An 18,279-nucleotide genomic window follows, 5' to 3' on the forward strand; every position below is an offset into this window, starting at 1 on the left:
AATTATTTATACACACCTCTTCTGTTTAATGCCTGCTGGTATTTTCTCGCATTATTTATATGTTGTCGGTAATTGCTTGCAAACCTGTGGTAACCTGAAAAATCTTCTTTAGCACACATATAAATATAATTGTGATGTTCATAATTTAAAACTGCTTCTAAAGTAGAAGGCTCTGGTAAGTTAATTGGGCCGGGAGGTAAACCTAAGTTTTTATAAGTGTTATAGGGCGAGTCTGTTTCTAAATGTCTTTTTAAAACTCGTTTCATCCCAAAATCTCTTAATGCAAAAACAACTGTAGGATCAGACTCTAAAAGCATATTTCTTTCTAACCTGTTTAAATACAAGCCTGCAACTACTGGTTTTTCATCATTTTTTACTGTTTCTGCTTGAACAATAGAAGCTAAAATAGAAACTTGAAGAGGAGTAAGACCCAGTTCACTGGCTTTGGCAGTTCTTTCATCATCCCAAAACTTATCATATTCGTTTTTCATTCTGCTAAAGATGTCTTCTGCTGTGCTGGTCCAATACATTTCATAAGTGTTGGGGATAAACATAGAAATAATTGTAGTGGTATCGAACCCAAACTTAGAAACATACTCAGGGTTATTGAGTAATTCCATAAACTGATCTTCAGTAGCAATTACATTTTTACAAATCTTTTTTGCCAAGTCTTCTTTTAATCTGATGTTATTAAAAGTAACTCTTACTGGCTCTTGCACACCAGATCGCAAATGTCTTATTGCTTGTAGGTTGGTCATTTTCTTTGTAAGAATGTATCTACCGGGTTTAATGTTTTCCTGATAGTCCAGCACTTTACTTACAAAACCAAATGATACAACATCTTCCAGATACTTATGCTTTTTGAGTGAGTCTATTACCTGATTTATATCTGCATTTTCAGGGATATATAATACGGCCTTTTCTTGGGTAATTAACAAGTTTGGATTGAAAAAAACCTGATAAAAATATACAGACATCATTATAATTATTAATGAAAATCCTATAAAAAGCGCAGCTTTAATGTTTTTAAATTTCATGTATAAGTTTGGCTAGTTGTGAAATTATAAAGGTAAATCTTCTTTCAGGCTCTGCCAGGGCCATATTAATAAAGATGTATTCAACATTCGCGCAAATTTAACAAAAAACATCTTTGGGCAACTCCTGAAATATAATAGCTTTGTAAGCTTGATTAGCAAAATAGAAAGTATTTGTTAGCGTTTAGAAACCGTCGATTTTTTAATTTTTTAAGTCTTCATGACCACTTATTTTTTTTGGAAAAGCTGGACTGCGGGAAACAAGATTCTTTACTCACTGCTTTTATTAATATTTTTTGCGCTACTTATACTCGCTGGTTATTATTTTGAGATGGGCAATAATGGAGTAATCCATTGGGAAAAAAGCGGAGATTTAGAAGTAGTAGATATTGTAATAGACCGCTTTGATAAATACTTCTTTGAGTTTACGCAAGAGGCTGATGCTTATTTGCTAAAAGAAAAATTCTTGCCTACTGACATTCAAATACCATTAAAGATTTATTATGGCTATTTGTTAATGCTAGCTTTAGGCTCAGTAGTAATTCTAGCTGCATTGCCAGATTTATCTCGTCTGGGATTTTTAACAGGCATGGCTTTTATGATTCTTACTTGGGCCTTAATGGGTTTCGAAAGTTTAAGAATTTTCTATGAAATATATGACAAGCTATTTGCAATGCTGTTTATTCTCAGTTTTTGCCTTTTGTCTTTTTTCTTTCATTACCTCAAGAAAGGTATACCAATAATAATTCGTTTTTTAGCATTTTCCTTATTATTTGCTGCCAGTTATTATATGATGCAATCGCTTTCAGAGGTTGCATATCCTGTAATACACTTATCTATTTATGGTATTGCACTTCCTTTGGTAATTGCTCTTTTGTTTATTATTCTCAATGCTTCTGAGATTTACAGACTTTTTATCTATGTAACTACTAATCAGTCTTTAAATACAGGGAAGAATAATACGAGTAGGTTTTGGTTTATCACGGCGCTGTATTTTGCTCATGTGGTATACATATATTTCCATTTTATGGATGATGTAGATTATGATATCTATTACATCCACCCTGTTTATTTATTTATAATAACAGCTATTCTTGGTATTTGGGGCTTAAAAGATAGAGAGATTCAGTACAGTTCTTTTATGTCTTTTAATGGTGAAGGAGCTTTTTTATATCTCGGTACAGGTATAATTGCGGTTAGTGCTGTTGTTTTTGCACTTTCTACTGCTAACGATCCTTTAATAGAAGTTTACGAAGATGCAGTAGTGTTTACGCAAATAGGTTTTGGAGTAGGAGTAGGCATCTATATGTTTTTTAACTTCAAAGATTTATTGGCTGCGGGTAAACCAGTATATAAAGTGTATTACAAGCCACTGGCATTCGATTACATGTACAAGATGTTTACAGCCGGTCTTGTAATTGGTGCTTTATTGCTCAATACCAACTTCTTTACTTATCGACAAGCATTCGCAGGTTATTATAATGGCTTAGGAGATTTAGAGAAAATACTGGGAGATGAATATTTGAGTAAGCAGAACTACGGAATTGCTACTGGTTACGATCCGCGAAATCACCGATCATTTTATTCTTTAGCGAACTTAGCGCTACAAGCCAATAATGAAGCTGCTGCGGCTATCTTTTTTGAAGATGCTAACTCAAAGAAGCCGAGTCCATATGCATTTGCAGCTTTAGGTGAGATTCAATACAGAAAAAATGAGATTTTACAGTCTATTTTAACTTATCAAGAAGGCATTGAGAAGTGTGAGCAGAATGGCGAGTTGTATAATAATCTCGCTTTAATATTTAATGAGCGGAATATGTTGCCAGATAGTGTTTTGCTACATTTTGAAGCTGGAATGGAGAAAGCGAAAAATCCTGAAGTACTTCAAAGTAATACTTTCACGCTTTGGACAAAATACAAGATTTACGAAAGTCTAGATTCTGTTTATGGCAGTATAAAGCCTTTGCCTTACATTGGTACATTAAGCAACGAGATTGTTTTCTTAAATGCTTATGAGAATAAAACAGAAGACGCATTTGATTACAGTTATGTACCCGATTCCATCTTGAATACACCTCAATTGTGTTATGTATATAATTATGCGATAAATAAGCGAGAAGGGGCCGATTCTACTTTTATAAACTTTTTAGATAAATTAATAAAAGTGGAGAATAATTTCATTTTTGTTGATTACCTCAAATTTGCGTTGGCAAACATCTATTATTATAAAGGAGACTTGGGAAATGCACTTGGCTTAATAAAAGATGTTTATTTTGCTTCTTCTAGAACTAATCCTGACTTTGCCTATTTTATCGCTGGCTGGATGATGGAACTGGACGAGTACGAAAAGTCTGCTAACTATTACAAAATAGCTTCGAGAAGGGGCAAAGATGAAGCATTGTTAAATGAAGCTGTTGCACTTTCTGAACTTGAAAATAAAAATCTTGCCATTGAAAAATGGAAAGAAATTGCGAAAAGTAATAAGCAAGAATGGAAATCAATAGCAGGTGATATGCTCAATTTGCTAGAGAAAGATAGTATTTCGATAGATTTACTTTTATCAACTGATGTTACAGACTTTTTCAGATATAGATATTTGCATTATAATGAGCAGATTGATGAAAGTGTTTTTGAAAAAGTTTACAATGCAATTAGTGCTACCGAGATTAAACAGGTAATAGCAACTGAGCGGGTTAATTGGGGTATAAAAAAAGATAATGCTGTAATCGCTGGTAAATACATGAAATTGGCTGGTTCTGCTAATATTTCAGATGGTATTTTACCAATCTTCCAACAAACATATTTAAAGTACCAAGCCTATCTTAAAAAGTTCGATAATGATTTTTATACGAAAGTTCAAGATGCAAGCTTTAGTCGATTAAATAAAAGTGATCAGCATTATTATTCTGCCATGTATTTTGCTGAAAATTTACAAGAAGAGAAAGCTGCCGCTGAATTTGAAAAAGCCATTGAATTAAACCCAATTAAAGAGAAGTATTATCTTGAGTGGGCTGCTTATTATATTGAATTAGAAAAGCCAGAAAAAGCATATGAAGTATTGCTTTCTGGTGTGGAAAATAACAGCGAATCTACTGCCATAATTAAAGCTTATATCTTACAATCTTTAGAATTGAGATATAACAATTTTGCCGAATCGATGCTAGAAGAGTTGGAGAATTTAGAGGATGAAACCCATTATCAGGAATTTTTGGAAGTTTATAACAAAAAACTGACTGAAGTGGAAAAGGTGTTTGAGGATTGGAATAATTGAAATAGTTTTAATTTTATTTAAATTATGGTTGTTTTGTTGTAATTTTTACCTCATAATAGCTACTAATACAACAAAGGTAAAATCTGAAACGAATGGCAGAAGAAGTTATAAGTACAAAAGAGATTTCTAAAATCTATCAGATGGGGAGTGAAACCATCAGAGCTTTACAATCTATTAGTATTTCTATTGATAAAGGTGAGTATGTAGCTTTTATGGGGCCGTCTGGTTCAGGTAAATCTACCCTCATGAATATTGTTGGTTGTCTCGATACACCAACAGGAGGTAATTACTATTTAGCTGGTAAAGATGTTAGTAATCTTACTGAAAATGAATTAGCAGAAATTAGAAACAAAGAAATTGGCTTTGTATTCCAGACATTTAACCTGTTACCAAGATCCTCTTCTCTAGAAAATGTTGCATTGCCTTTGGTGTATGCAGGCTATAGAAAGGCTGAAAGAGAAGAAAAGGCCATGCTTGCACTTAAAAACGTGGGTTTAGGAGATAGAGCAGGGCATAAGCCAAACGAGCTTTCTGGTGGTCAACGTCAGCGTGTAGCAATTGCAAGAGCATTAGTAAACAATCCAAGTATTATTCTTGCCGATGAGCCTACTGGTAACCTAGATACCAAAACTTCTTATGAGATTATGGATTTGTTTGAAGAGTTGTATGAGAAGGGAAATACCATAATTATGGTTACTCACGAAGATGATATTGCGGAATATGCGCACAGAATTGTGAGACTAAGAGATGGATTGGTAGAAACTGATAAGATAAACGAAAATGTAAGACAAGTAAAACCCGCCTAAATAGACGGGTTTTTGTGTAATTTTCAATAATCAATCAAAATAGTATCTCTATTACTGATGCTGATCTCTCAATAAATCATTTACAGTTTTTACTGGATTAAATGTGATAATTGGCACCTCAACAAATAGGGTGTTCCAGTCAGACATGGAGCCATTCCACAAACCAGGTAATTCCTGAGCTTTTAATTCTTTGCCATCTTTAGATTTATAAGAAATAAAGCCAGTTTTTGGATCTCTAAATTTCATCAAGTCAAACTTGTTTCCATTAAAGTCTTTTACTGCACATACTAAATCTACAGGGTTAAAGTGAGTTGCACTAGAAGCAATCTCTTTTTGTTCTGCATCATTCATATCAATCTGAGCACTTTCTGCTACTTGTAAAGATACAGTGCTATCATTGTTTACTGCCCAGAAAGGTCCACCACCTGGCTCACCTTCGTTTTTAACCATACCACAAACTCTAAGCGGTCTGTTAAATTTATTAATCAAATAAGTGATTTTATCTTCTCTGCTCTTATCTCCAAAAGCACTTTCAGATTTAGTACATAAATCATTTTCTAAAAATGAATTATAAGAAGCCAAATCCTCATCTGATGGATTACCACTAGAAAGATTTTTAAGGATGCTGAATACCTTATCTTGAAACTGAATTAAAACACCGCCAATCACCTTTTTATAAGTGAAAGTTGTTTGTTTAATCTTATCAGGAACTACATTGTCTATGTTCTTAATAAAGATAATATCAGCATCAATGTCGTTTAAGTTCTCTAGTAAAGCGCCGTGTCCTCCTGGTCTAAATAAGATACTGCCGTCTTCATTGCGGAATGGTTCGTTTTCCATGTCCACAGCAATGGTATCAGTTGATTTTTTTTGCTGAGAGAAAGAAATATCAAATTTTACATTAAATGCTTCTTCGTATTTGCTTCTTACTGATTCTATCTTTTCTTTAAACTTGCTCTCATGTTCAGGTGATACAGTCAGATGAATTCTTACTAATCCATTGTCGTCTTTACAGTAGTTAGCACCTTCTACCATATGCTCTTCTACAGGAGTTCTAGATCCATCTTCATAATTATGGAATTGCAAGAGGCCTTTTGGGAGTGATCCGTAGTTCATGCCTTTTTCGGTTAGGTAATTAGCAAGAATTTCTGGATATTCTCTTTCTAATTGCATTTTCTCTAAAAGCATTCCTTTATTTTCAAGCGTTTGCTTGAGTTCTTCATAGAATGCAAACTTTTCTAGTTCTTTAAAGAAAGAAAATACAGCTCCCTTTTTTGCAGTAAATGCTTCATAAGCTTCTTCAGTGCCCTCGTAAGACTCCATAAACCCGAATAATGCTTTAAACATTCTACTGGCAGCACCAGATGCAGGTACAAATTTTACTACTTTTTTGCTTTTAGAAGACGTATCGAATAGTTTTTCAAAGTCTGCAATTTGTGAGTCGTCCAGCTTTAGAATGCCATCACCAATTGTTGCGGGTTTGATGAGCTTTAAAAATGGAAAACCTTTTTTAAAATTTTCAATTTGCTCTCCAGCGGTCTCAGTCTTTATACCCAGACTTTGCAGTTGACTTAAATCAGTATCAGAAAACTTCATAGTGTTGCTTGTTTCAGCGTTTTGTTAGATGTTTCAACAAAATAAATGATTCATCTATTAATTAGTACTTAATTAATAAAAAATCGACTCTATAATTAAATTTTTTCTTTGTTCATCACTTTGGCGCTTCCTTTCACCACAACTTTTTTAGTATTTACATCTTTAATTGTAGTGGTAATTTCGGCTGTGTGTCTTGCAGTATCAATTTCTGAGACTACAAATTCAGCTACATAATCTACTTCGCAGTACATCGGTCTGAGGAAGTCCAGATTTTGTTTCATATAAATACTACCTTCTCCAGGAAATAATGTTCCCAAAACTTTAGAAAAAACACTGGCAGACAAAATTCCGTGAATTACAGGTTTCTTAAATACAGTTTTTGCTGCATACTCACTATCGTAATGAATCGGGTTGTCGTCTCCACTAAGTTTTATAAATGCGTCAACTTGCTCTTGAGTAAATTTAAATTGGTGCTCGTACGTCTGATTTTGTTCTATCATGAAAAAAAAATGTTAAAAAAATGATTTTTTATTAAAAATTTTATTGTTAAAACGTTTGCATGAAAAAATTTGAATGAATCTTTTAAAAATTTATCAATTTCTTAATTACAGCCATTTAAACTAAGGGTATTTAATTTATTTACAAAAATAATAGGCATTTCATATTTTAATAAACGGTTAAGTAATGGCTAATTTTAAAAAAATTTAACTTTTGAATGTACATATTCGTGTAAACGGTTTTGATATTTGCCCGGACACATGTATCTTTGTTTCATAATAAAAATAAGATAGATCACAGCAGGTAACTGCTTCAAAGATATAAAGAGTTTTCATTTTCATATTTACTAGACTAAGGGCTTTGTCAATGACGAAGCTCTTTTTATTTTATATCAAATCTACTTAAATCTTTTCAAATCACTCACCTCAAAAGTCCATTCAGGAGTGTAAATCTTCATTTCTCTCTTAATTTCTGATAATGAATACCAAGGACTTAAGTCTGGGTTAGCATTATTTTTAAGAATATGTATGCTTTGTGCAGGCATATAACTTTGCGCTATTAAAAAATATTTTTCTCCTTTTTGGTTTTGCACTACATCTATTACAATTACAGCGTGCCCGGGAAAGCCTCCATAAATAAACACATCTCCGGCTTTTATATCTTTTAAATTCGATACAGATTCTAATTCTTGGCTAAGAGAATAAGTACCCGCATACGCAAATATTAGATTGTAGTATTTTTTAAAACTCTGATAACCGGTTTTGTCAATGCTGTCTGGAACCCAAACAGCTTTATTATTTTTAAAAACTATCTTGTTGCCTTTTCTCCATTCAGAATAGGAGATAGCTTGGCCATTAGTAAAATTAAAAGAGATTTGATTGTACTGTTTGGTAGCATAGAGATATTCTGCTCTGAGTCGCATTACAGCATCAGCACATTGCTGCAAATCAGTTTTACCTATATCTATATCGACCACAGCTTCATGCACATCTTGTCGGTACTTAGGCTCTCCATTGTAAAGCATAACTTTAGAACCTTTTTCTTTTAATGGTAAATTTCTAAGCCAAGCTTCAAACGAGTTATTTGCTACAGGTACTCTTTTAAAACCAGTTGGAGTAGGTATACGCTTTTCTACGGTGTTTAAGTCTGAACTATTAGACTGTAACCAAGAATATATATATGGTGAGTCTAGTGCAAAAGATATCTCTTTAAGGTTTGATCCGTAAGAGTGTTGATAGAAAAGCAATGATGATAAAACTGAAACAATTAACCTTAATAGCATGAAATATCCAGGGAAATTAAAAGTATTTTTTAAGCCAATTATCATACTCTTTATTGTCTTTTTTTATGGTTGTAAGTTTAATGCTTCAAATGAAGATTCTGAGAGTGAAAAAACTACTGTAGATACTGCCAGCCTAAAAGTAAATTCTAACAAAACATTAGAAATTGATAATACAGACAATCATGTTTCCGAAACCTTTACATCTAGTCAGGATACGCTTTTCGATTTTGTAGGTAAAAGTTCAGAAGGATTAACGCTAGTCGAGAAAAATGGTTTTTATGGTTTTATAGATGATAAAAGCAAAATTGTGATTACACTTACTTTTGATGATGCTCAACCTTTTAGCGAAGGCTTAGCTGCTGTAAAGCAAGGTGAAAAGTGGGGGTATATTAACAAGAAAGGCAATTTTGTAATTGAACCGACTTACGATATTGCAACAAGTTTTAATGAAGGCTTAGCTGCTGTGAGAAATAATTTTGTTTGGGGATATATAAATAACAAGAATAAACATGTGATAGACTTTAAATATGATTTTGCCTATCCATTTTTAAATGGAAAAGCTCAAGTAATGAAGGGCACAACTTGGTATACAATTAATAAGAGAGGAAAGGAGATTGACAGAAATACTGAAAGTTAGTCTGCTTTTATTGCATTATTGGCAGTATAAATAATTAAAGATGTCATTTGCCACGTAATAAACACGCAATTTGTTTTTGAATTTGAGTAAAAAATGTAATAATGTCAGTATTTGATTCACAAAATGTCATAGTTTTGCAATGGCATGAGAAATGCTTTAAATGTAAGCGATTTCAATATACGATTATTATTTTTAACAAGACACAAAAGCAAATTTTTAAAAATGTCACAAGTAAAAATACAACCATTGGCAGACAGAGTTCTGGTAGAACCTGCACCTGCAGAAGAGAAAACAGCATCTGGTATTATCATCCCTGACACAGCTAAAGAAAAGCCACAAAAAGGTCAAGTTGTAGCTGTAGGAACAGGAAAAAAAGATGAGCCTTTGACTGTTAAAGTTGGAGATTCTGTTTTATATGGTAAATATTCAGGAACTGAAATTAATGTTGAAGGTAAGGATTATCTTATCATGAGAGAGTCTGACATATTTGCAATTGTCTGACAAAAAATCATTAATCAAACAAGTTGATAAAATATAATCAACACATAATATTAAATTAATTATTGAACATTCAATAAATTAAAAGAAAACATGGCAAAGTCAATAATATTTGATACTAAGGCTAGAGAAAGTCTTAAAAAAGGAGTGGATACATTAGCAGAAGCAGTTAAAGTAACTTTAGGTCCAAAAGGAAGAAATGTAATCCTTGACAAAAAGTTTGGTGCTCCTTCTATTACAAAAGATGGTGTTTCTGTTGCAAAAGAAATCGAATTGAAAGATCCAGTTGAGAATATGGGTGCTCAATTGGTTAAAGAAGTAGCTTCTAAAACTGCTGACCAAGCTGGTGACGGAACTACAACTGCAACTGTTTTAACGCAAGCAATTTTTACCACTGGTATTAAAAACGTTACTGCAGGTGCAAACCCAATGGATCTTAAAAGAGGTATTGACCAAGCTGTTGCTTCAGTAGTTGCTGAATTAGCAAGCATGTCAAAATCTGTTGATAGCTCTAAAGAAATTTCTCAGGTAGCTACTATTTCTGCTAACAACAACCAAGAAGTAGGTAAGATGATTGCCGAAGCTATGGACAAAGTTGGTAAAGATGGTGTTATCACTGTTGAAGAGGCAAAAGGTACTGAAACTGAAGTTAAAACTGTAGAAGGTATGCAGTTTGACAGAGGTTACCTTTCTCCATACTTTGTTACTAACACTGACAAAATGGAGGCTGACCTTGAAAGCCCATTCATTCTTATCTACGACAAGAAAATTTCTAACATGAAGGAATTACTTCCTGTATTGGAAGCAGTTGCTCAAACTGGTAGACCTCTTGTTATTATCGCTGAAGATGTTGAAGGAGAAGCATTAGCTACTCTAGTAGTAAACAAAATCAGAGGTGCATTAAAAATTGCTGCTGTTAAAGCTCCAGGCTTTGGTGACAGAAGAAAAGCAATGTTAGAAGATATCGCTATCTTAACTGGTGGGACTGTAATTTCTGAAGAAAGAGGTTACAAATTAGAAAATGCTACTCTTGAGTACTTAGGTACTGCTGAGAAAATGTTAATCGACAAAGACAACACTACTATCGTAAATGGAAGTGGAAGTCAAGATGACATTCAAGCTCGCGTTGCTCAAATCAAACAACAAATCGAAAACACTACTTCTGATTACGATCGTGAGAAATTGCAAGAAAGACTTGCTAAACTTTCTGGCGGTGTAGCTATCCTATACATTGGTGCTGCTACTGAAGTAGAAATGAAAGAAAAGAAAGACTTAGTTGATGATGCTTTACACGCAACTAGAGCTGCTGTAGAAGAAGGTATTGTTGCTGGTGGTGGTATTGCTCTTATCCGTGCGGTAAATTCTTTAGATAGCCTAGAGGTAGAAAACGAAGATCAGGAAACTGGTGTAAACATCGTTAGAATCGCTCTTGAGTCTCCACTAAGAACTATCGTTGGTAACGCTGGTCTTGAGGCTTCTGTTATCGTACAAAAAGTAAAAGAAAGCACTGGTAACTTCGGTTACAATGCTCGTACTGGTGAATACGAAGACCTTGTACAAGCAGGTGTAATTGACCCAACTAAAGTTACTAGACTTGCATTACAAAATGCAGCTTCTATCGCTTCATTACTACTTACTACTGAGTGTGTAATTGCAGACGAACCAGAAGAAAATCCAGCTCCAATGGGTGGTGGACACCCAGGAATGGGCGGCGGAATGCCAGGTATGATGTAATAATCATTTATATCAATATATTGAGCCGGACTGGAAACAGCCCGGCTTTTTTTATGTAAAAAATGTCTGATACACCGGTTTTCTGTATATAAACTGTAGCCAAAGTACAGGGTAAAGCAATAAGGTCATTAAGTGTGAAGGAGCACTATAAGTAATTTCATCGGAAATAATTGCACCCTTGTCAGATTTTATAATTCTATGCTTATGTTGCCAGCTTTTTAGAAAAAAAGGTAACCTCACACCTTTATCGATAAAGTAAATCTCCTGCTCACTTTTCTGGTTTTCAATTATTGAACTTTCCCATTCCTGTTTAAATACAATAAAGTTTAGTTCAAGAATTACCCGGTCTCCTTTCTCAGAGCCATCGAACCTTAGCAGTTTTACAGGTGGAAATGGAGGATTAAGATTTTTGAATAATTTCTCATCAAATCTATCCCATACAGCTAAGTAATCTTGCTTTACAAGTGTTGTTATTTTCAGCTTCATGTAAGTATAAACATGTATATAAATTCAATGTTTAAGCTGATATTCATCATAGAAACTCTTAGAAAAATTCGGTTACTTGCGAAGAGTAAGATATTCATTTATAGGTATAGTACAACAAATATTTGTTTGTGATTTCGATTATCTGAAATTATTCCTAATTTATGAGACCGTATCTTTTTAAAACTTAAACCACTATTAAACACAATATAAATAAATGGAAGGAAATTTTGGTACCGCATTTATGTTGTTACTAGTTGGAATGATTACCGTTTTCTCAGTGCTGTTCTTTGTAGTACTATTAGGTAAAGCACTCATCCGACTTGTAAACGCCCTTCATAAAGAAATTCCGGTCGCAGCAAAACCCGTCAGAAATCAGACAAATTCTCAACAGTTAACACCTAACAAACTCGCGGCACTGGTCGCGGCAGTAGATGTTGTAACTGTAGGAAAAGGTCATATTACATCAATTGAAAAAATAGATTAAAAGAATCAAAAAATAGCCAAAAGAATAACACAATGGGAAAAGATATTCAATTTTCGCTAATGTACAGAGACATGTGGCAGTCTTCTGGAAAATATATGCCAAGAGTTGACCAGCTTGTAAGAATTGCCCCTGTAATTATAGATATGGGATGTTTCTCAAGGGTAGAAACTAACGGAGGTGGATTTGAGCAGATCAACTTATTATTTGGTGAAAACCCTAACAAATCTGTTAGAGCGTGGACACAACCTTTTAATGATGTGGGAATTAAAACACATATGTTAGAGCGTGCACTAAATGGTATTAGAATGAGTCCGGTGCCTGCCGATATTCGCAAGCTGATGTTTAAAGTAAAGAAAAAACAAGGTACCGACATCGCTCGCTCTTTTGATGGACTAAATGATGAAAGAAACATAATAGATTCCATTACTTATGCCAAGGCAGGAGGGATGATTGCACAAGGCACACTCAGCCTTACCTATTCAAAAGTACATACAGTAGATTACTACATAGAGCTGGCTTCTAAACTGATTGATCATGGTGCTGACGAAATTTGCTTAAAAGATATGGCAGGTATTGGCAGACCTGTTTCTTTAGGTAAAATTGTTGAAGGAATAAAAGCAAGCTATCCAGAAGTAATCATACAGTATCATGGACACTCAGGGCCAGGTTTTGCGCCTGTTTCTATCTTAGAAGTAGCTCGTGCAGGAGCAGATATTATAGATGTAGGAATGGAGCCACTTTCTTGGGGAACTGCCCACGTAGATTTGCTTACTGCTCATGCCATTCTAAAAGATGCTGGTTTTAATGTGCCAGATATCAATATGAAAGCCTACATGGAAGCTAGGAGTCTCACTCAAGAGTTTATAGATGATTTCTTGGGTTATTACATCAATCCTAAAAATAGGATGATGAATTCTTTATTAATTGGTCCGGGCTTACCAGGTGGTATGATGGGTAGTTTAATGGCCGATTTAGAGAATAACCTAGCTAGTTTGAATAAGTGGATGGCAAAAAGAAATAAGCCAGAAATTACACAAGACCAACTTCTCATAAAACTCTTTGAAGAAGTTGAATATATCTGGCCTAAATTAGGTTATCCGCCATTGGTTACTCCATATAGTCAGTATGTAAAGAATGTGGCTTTAATGAATGTAATTCAGATGTACAAAGGCAAAGAACGATGGTCTATGATTGCCGATAACATTTGGGATATGATTCTGGGTAAATCAGGTAAATTACCGGGTAAACTAGATGAAGAAATCGTAGAACTTGCCAAAGCTCAAGGTCGAGAATTTTATACAGGAAGGCCTCAAGATTTATATCCTGACAACCTTGATGTATTTAGAAAAGAAATGGCAGATAACAACTGGGATTTAGGCGAAGATGAAGAAGAGTTGATGGAGTTAGCTATGCACCCAGAGCAATACAGAGCTTATAAATCTGGAGCTGCCAAACAAGCTTTTGAAGAAGATTTGGCAAAACGTAAAGCAGAGAAAGAAGGAGCTTCTCAGGTAACTGCTACACCTGTAGCAACAACATCAGTTACCCCTCCGGTAAATTATCAGCCAAAATCGATGAATATTGAGATTAATGGTGAGAAGTTTAAAGTAGCAGTAAGTTACGATGAAAATGAAGCACCTGTAGAAACTAAATCTCCAGCATTAAATGGCAGTGCTAAAGAAGAAATCTCTGCCGCAAATGGTAGCGCTAAAGAGGTACTAGCACCAGTAGAAGGTAAGTTTTTTAGAACTAAAAATGCTTCGGAAAAAGGGGTGAATACTGGCGATTTTGTAAAAGTTGGTGATATTATAGGTTATATAGAATCTATGAAGGTGTACAATGCCATTACCTCAGAAATAACTGGTAAAGTGGTTGAAGTTTGCCATGCAGATGGAGATGATGTAGAAGAGGATGATGCTTTGATTAAGATCGTGTAAGGTTATGGAAATTCTTGAAAATCTCTATAAAATGACAGCATTGGGAGATTTAGTTGTTTCTCCCGGAACTATACTAATGTTGTTGATAGGTTTTGGTTTGTTGTATTTAGGAATAAAAAAACAGTTTGAACCCTTATTGCTTGTACCCATAGCATTTGGTGTGTTACTGGCAAATTTTCCTGGAGGTAATATGGGGGTTATTCCAAGTGGTGAGAATGATGAGATCATGCATATGACCTTGTTAGAAATTGCTAAAGAATACGGAATAATGAACCTGATTTACTATGCAACCATAAAAACTGGTTTATTACCACCAATTATCTTTATGGGCGTAGGTGCACTAACTGACTTTGGTCCTATGTTGAGGAACCTTAGGCTGGCTTTGTTTGGTGCTGCGGCGCAAATAGGTATCTTTTCAGTACTATTTGGAGCATTGGCATTTGGTTTTAATATTAAAGAGGCTGCTTCTCTAGGTATTATTGGTGGAGCGGATGGGCCAACGGCGATATTCACCACAATCAAATTAGCTCCTCATCTTTTAGGTCCAATAGCAATTGCGGCATACTCTTATATGGCTTTAGTACCAGTAATTATTCCATTGGTGGTGAGGTTTACTACCAGTGAGAAGGAGTTAAGGATTAATATGAAAAAGATGGATAAAGAATTTCCATCGAGTGTGCCTATTAAAGATTTAAAGACAGTTAAGATTATATTTCCAATTTTGCTGGGAGTAGTGGTAGCCATACTTGTTCCTTCTTCTGTACCATTGGTAGGTATGTTGCTTTTTGGTAACTTAATTAAAGAAATCGGTACTTCTACTGAGCGCTTACACACTGCTGCTTCTGGTCCGATTATGAATACAGCCACTATCTTTTTAGGGCTTTCTGTGGGAGCAACAATGACAGCCAGCTCTTTTCTAAATACGAAAACATTAATGATTATAATGGGTGGATTTATAGCCTTTGCTATATCTATAGCTGGTGGTATTGCCGCTGTAAAAATTTATAATCTGTTTGCTAAGAAAAAGATAAATCCTCTTATAGGTGCTACTGGTTTAAGCGCAGTACCTATGGCATCTAGGGTTGCTAACGAAATTGGATTAAAATATGATTCTAGTAATCATTTATTACAGTATGCCATGGCTAGCAATATTGCCGGAGTAATTGGCTCTGCAGTAGCAGCTGGTGTGTTAATAACATTTGTAGGATGAATTTTTTGAATTGTTATAAACAGAAAATGTCCCTCCAAAGGTGGGACATTTTTCTTTTACCATACATTACATACCGATTATTGAAAATCTTTTTGATTTATATCTTTATATATCTACTTCGTAAAGGTAACCCAGTTAATAAAGCATTTTTTTTAAAAGAATATTAACTGGATTAAATGTGATATAGTAAAATAAAGTATCACTATTGCGAGTAGTTTATTGGCTTTCATTTTGAAAAAATATGATTAATGAAATCAAAAAATTATTCTTTAGTTATTTTTCTGTACGGGGATATAAAAAAGAATGTTATTCAAAAAATCGCCTATTAACTTTTGTTGTATAGAGGTTTATGTAGAGGGTTTATCGATAATTAATTGATTATCAATACCTTATGTAGTGTCGCTTTGATTATTTAATAATTTTAAATTATTGTTCTGCTTAAATCTTGTTAACAACTTAGGCTATTCTAACAAGAAATCTGAGATGCGTTTTCTTTCTTCTTCTGAAACTTTTAATTTTTCTGTGGTATAATTATCTATAGAAGTGTAATTGTTTTTGATGTAATATAATGCGTGTTCTAGATAATCTGTTTGCACTTTTAAAAAATCTCCAAGAATTTCTTTCTTCAAAAAAAACTTTCCTTTTTCAAGTAAAATATGATTCTCCTTATGCCTGTATAGGTTAGATAGCATGTAATCATGCAGAATGGTTTGCTCATTTACACCGAGTAAATGAAGAATTAGTGCAGCAGCATAACCAGTTCGATCTTTACCTGCTGTGCAATGAAATACCAAAGGATAATTTTTTTCATCTTTCAATATATCAAAAAACATCTGGTATTGATCGAAAGCAGATTCTACAAGGAAGATGTAAATATCTTTCATTATTTGGTAAGCATTCAACTTATTACCTTCTCCACGAAGGAGTGCACTTTTAATCATATTTTCTTGCTCACCTTGTTGTATAGGAATGGGTACATATTTAATATTTGAAGGGAGTCTGTCTATATTTTTTAGCCTTTCTTCTCTGCCTCTAAAATCTATTACAGTTTTTATCCCTAATTCTTTAAGAACCGCCCAACTATTAAAGTTGAGATTGCCAAGATTATCTGCCCTAAAAACTTTTCCCCACTTAACAGATTTTTTATCACTCGTAATATATCCACCTATGTCTCTAAAGTTGCAAGTACCCGGCATAGGTACAAGTCGCTCTCTAAAAGATAAAATCTTATCGCTGGCTTTGCCACTTAGATGCAATTCTGGATATAAATGTCTATCAAGTATAAAGTCAACCTTATTCTGCTCAGACCAAAGATGATTATATAGTTCTTTGTTTTTTTGTTTGATACTTACAGATGAAATCGACGTCTTTAGTTCTTCGGGTATATGAATATGTATTCGCTGATCTTTTCTATAGGCAAAAGGAAAATTTAATGAATTATGATAGAAGGATGCCTCATCCAGTAAAACAGGATCAGGAAACCTAAACTGAGGGAAATAGCGAGCAAGCTGTGTTGTTACAAAATACCTTGAAAGATTAGCGAAAAAGTGAATGTACATGCTCTGTATTTACTTCATAATCAAATAATTGGCTATCCAACCATATAAGAATATACCTATTAAAAATGCAGGAATTAACATGCCTGCCAGTGCCGGAACAAAGATGCCAAGCAAACCAGCAATACCAATGGCAGAGGTAACTGCTATCAGATATTTTCTACCCTTAGAATTTCGGGGAGCCTGAAAAGTGCCTCCAACCGGAATTAACATTAATCCAGACCAAATACCTCCTAAAAGCAATGCTGAAAGGTTTGTTGCAAAATATGCTCCTACGCAAATTATACACACAACAAGAAAACCTCCAACAAGATTCGATGCTGTTTTTTCGTCGTTATCTAGCGCATATTTTCCAAGCGGATGCAAGCGTAAAAACAAATCGGAAAGTGGAGAGGCTATCCAAGTTGAAAATACAAACAGTAAGTACACCAACATTAATGGATATAAGAAAGGTGCTATAGATGGATTTTCTGCGGCAATTCTTCCAATAAATTTATAGGCGAGGTATAAGCCAATTATCAGTATCCACTGGTTTCTCTTACTTAATTTAGATGTCCATAAAAAGTAGTTGAGAATCGATCTGTAAAGAAAGTTTTTAGCCTTAATAGATTCTTTTAATCCTTCTTTAGCAGGAATACTGTTCGGGTTAATTCTTAAAGCTTCTTTAAAATGTCCTTGTGCTTTATCGTGATTACCCGCCTCAATTTCTGTCCAACCTTTATTTACATGAGAGAGAACATTTTCTGGTGCATTTTTTAAAGCAAAATCGACAGTGGCAGCGGCTTCTTCTTTGCGGTTGAGCTTCATTAATGCCATTGTTCTTAAATTAAGGCAAGAGATATGGTCTGGTTCGGCTCTTAATCCAATTTCGGCATATTCCAATGCCTTTTCCCATTGGTGTTTTGCAAAATAGATATTACCTTTTATCAAAAAGAAATCTGCTTGATAGGGATAAATTTTAATGGCTTCATCAATAGCATATTCGGCTTCTTTAAGGTTACCCATATGCAGATAAATTCTTGATAAAGTCAAATAATTGTATGGTTTATCAGGATTGATGCCTATCGCTTTTTCAATAGTAGTTTTAGCTTCGGTTGTTTTGTTTTGAGCTAATTGGCATTCAGCCAGATAAAAATAGGCAATGTCATTTTCTGGATTAATTGCGATCTCTTTTCTGATTTCACTTTCTGCCTCAGTGTATTTTTCTCTTTTTATTAGGAATTCAGCTCGCTGTTGAAAGGCGTTCATTC

General features: G+C 34.3%; 15 protein-coding genes. 8 read left to right on the forward strand and 7 right to left on the reverse strand.

Annotated features, from left to right (window positions below):
* Positions 1 to 2: 2 nt before the first annotated feature.
* Positions 3 to 1,037 (reverse strand): endolytic transglycosylase MltG, encoded by a 1,035-nt coding sequence (mltG, locus tag OQ292_RS16690; RefSeq protein ID WP_284683279.1) that lies wholly within the window; start codon positions 1,035 to 1,037, stop codon positions 3 to 5.
* 217 nt (positions 1,038 to 1,254) lie between these two features.
* On the opposite strand from mltG, the gene OQ292_RS16695 reads away from it, so the two are divergent.
* A complete protein-coding gene (locus OQ292_RS16695) occupies positions 1,255 to 4,305 on the forward strand; it encodes a tetratricopeptide repeat protein (RefSeq protein ID WP_284683280.1) in 3,051 nt (1,016 codons plus the stop codon).
* 92 nt (positions 4,306 to 4,397) lie between these two features.
* On the forward strand, positions 4,398 to 5,111 hold the full coding sequence (locus OQ292_RS16700; protein ID WP_284683281.1) for an ABC transporter ATP-binding protein: 714 nt from the start codon (positions 4,398 to 4,400) through the stop codon (positions 5,109 to 5,111).
* Between the two features lie 51 nt (positions 5,112 to 5,162).
* Here the strand turns inward: OQ292_RS16700 and OQ292_RS16705 are convergent, their stop codons facing one another.
* The 3 genes from OQ292_RS16705 to OQ292_RS16715 all read right to left on the reverse strand — a co-directional run bounded on the left by OQ292_RS16705 (position 5,163) and on the right by OQ292_RS16715 (position 8,487).
* Entirely contained in the window at positions 5,163 to 6,707 is a 1,545-nt protein-coding gene (locus OQ292_RS16705) for a DUF4301 family protein (RefSeq protein WP_284683282.1), read from the reverse strand.
* A gap of 95 nt (positions 6,708 to 6,802) precedes the next feature.
* Positions 6,803 to 7,207 carry a MaoC family dehydratase gene (locus tag OQ292_RS16710; RefSeq protein ID WP_284683283.1) on the reverse strand — a complete coding sequence of 135 codons (405 nt, stop codon included), beginning with the start codon at positions 7,205 to 7,207 and terminating at the stop codon, positions 6,803 to 6,805.
* A 395-nt stretch (positions 7,208 to 7,602) separates the two neighbouring features.
* On the reverse strand, positions 7,603 to 8,487 hold the full coding sequence (locus tag OQ292_RS16715) for a DUF4846 domain-containing protein (RefSeq protein ID WP_284683284.1): 885 nt from the start codon (positions 8,485 to 8,487) through the stop codon (positions 7,603 to 7,605).
* On the opposite strand from OQ292_RS16715, the gene OQ292_RS16720 reads away from it, so the two are divergent.
* The 3 genes from OQ292_RS16720 (at position 8,486) to groL (ending at position 11,356) form a co-directional block, all read left to right on the forward strand.
* Positions 8,486 to 9,124 carry a WG repeat-containing protein gene (locus OQ292_RS16720; protein ID WP_284683285.1) on the forward strand — a complete coding sequence of 213 codons (639 nt, stop codon included), beginning with the start codon at positions 8,486 to 8,488 and terminating at the stop codon, positions 9,122 to 9,124. The two genes, OQ292_RS16715 and OQ292_RS16720, sit on opposite strands and share 2 nt — an antisense overlap.
* A 222-nt stretch (positions 9,125 to 9,346) precedes the next feature.
* Positions 9,347 to 9,625, forward strand: coding sequence for a co-chaperone GroES (locus OQ292_RS16725; protein ID WP_284683286.1), 279 nt, complete (start codon positions 9,347 to 9,349; stop codon positions 9,623 to 9,625).
* 90 nt (positions 9,626 to 9,715) lie between these two features.
* Positions 9,716 to 11,356 (forward strand): chaperonin GroEL, encoded by a 1,641-nt coding sequence (gene groL / locus OQ292_RS16730; RefSeq protein WP_284683287.1) that lies wholly within the window; start codon positions 9,716 to 9,718, stop codon positions 11,354 to 11,356.
* 51 nt (positions 11,357 to 11,407) lie between these two features.
* Here groL and OQ292_RS16735 read toward each other — a convergent pair whose 3' ends face one another.
* Positions 11,408 to 11,842, reverse strand: coding sequence for an SRPBCC family protein (locus OQ292_RS16735; protein ID WP_284683288.1), 435 nt, complete (start codon positions 11,840 to 11,842; stop codon positions 11,408 to 11,410).
* A 214-nt stretch (positions 11,843 to 12,056) separates the two neighbouring features.
* Between OQ292_RS16735 and OQ292_RS16740 the strand changes: the two genes are divergently transcribed.
* From OQ292_RS16740 to OQ292_RS16750, 3 genes are read left to right on the forward strand one after another with little or no spacing between them, the layout of a single operon-like run.
* The gene (locus OQ292_RS16740) at positions 12,057 to 12,326 is read left to right on the forward strand and encodes an OadG family protein (RefSeq protein WP_284683289.1); all 270 of its coding nucleotides are present in this window, start codon (positions 12,057 to 12,059) and stop codon (positions 12,324 to 12,326) included.
* 32 nt (positions 12,327 to 12,358) lie between these two features.
* Positions 12,359 to 14,263: a biotin/lipoyl-containing protein gene (locus tag OQ292_RS16745; RefSeq protein WP_284683290.1), complete on the forward strand. Its 1,905-nt coding sequence runs from the start codon at positions 12,359 to 12,361 to the stop codon at positions 14,261 to 14,263.
* Positions 14,264 to 14,267: 4 nt separating this feature from the next.
* Positions 14,268 to 15,473 (forward strand): sodium ion-translocating decarboxylase subunit beta, encoded by a 1,206-nt coding sequence (locus tag OQ292_RS16750; protein WP_284683291.1) that lies wholly within the window; start codon positions 14,268 to 14,270, stop codon positions 15,471 to 15,473.
* Positions 15,474 to 15,934: 461 nt separating this feature from the next.
* Here the strand turns inward: OQ292_RS16750 and OQ292_RS16755 are convergent, their stop codons facing one another.
* Both OQ292_RS16755 and OQ292_RS16760 read right to left on the reverse strand, forming a co-directional pair.
* A complete protein-coding gene (locus OQ292_RS16755) occupies positions 15,935 to 17,032 on the reverse strand; it encodes a tyrosine-protein phosphatase (protein WP_284683292.1) in 1,098 nt (365 codons plus the stop codon).
* A 9-nt stretch (positions 17,033 to 17,041) separates the two neighbouring features.
* Positions 17,042 to 18,277: a tetratricopeptide repeat protein gene (locus tag OQ292_RS16760; protein ID WP_284683293.1), complete on the reverse strand. Its 1,236-nt coding sequence runs from the start codon at positions 18,275 to 18,277 to the stop codon at positions 17,042 to 17,044.
* Positions 18,278 to 18,279 lie beyond the last annotated feature (2 nt).

Source organism: Chondrinema litorale (assembly GCF_026250525.1).
Classification (GTDB): Bacteria; Bacteroidota; Bacteroidia; order Cytophagales; family Flammeovirgaceae; genus Chondrinema; species Chondrinema litorale.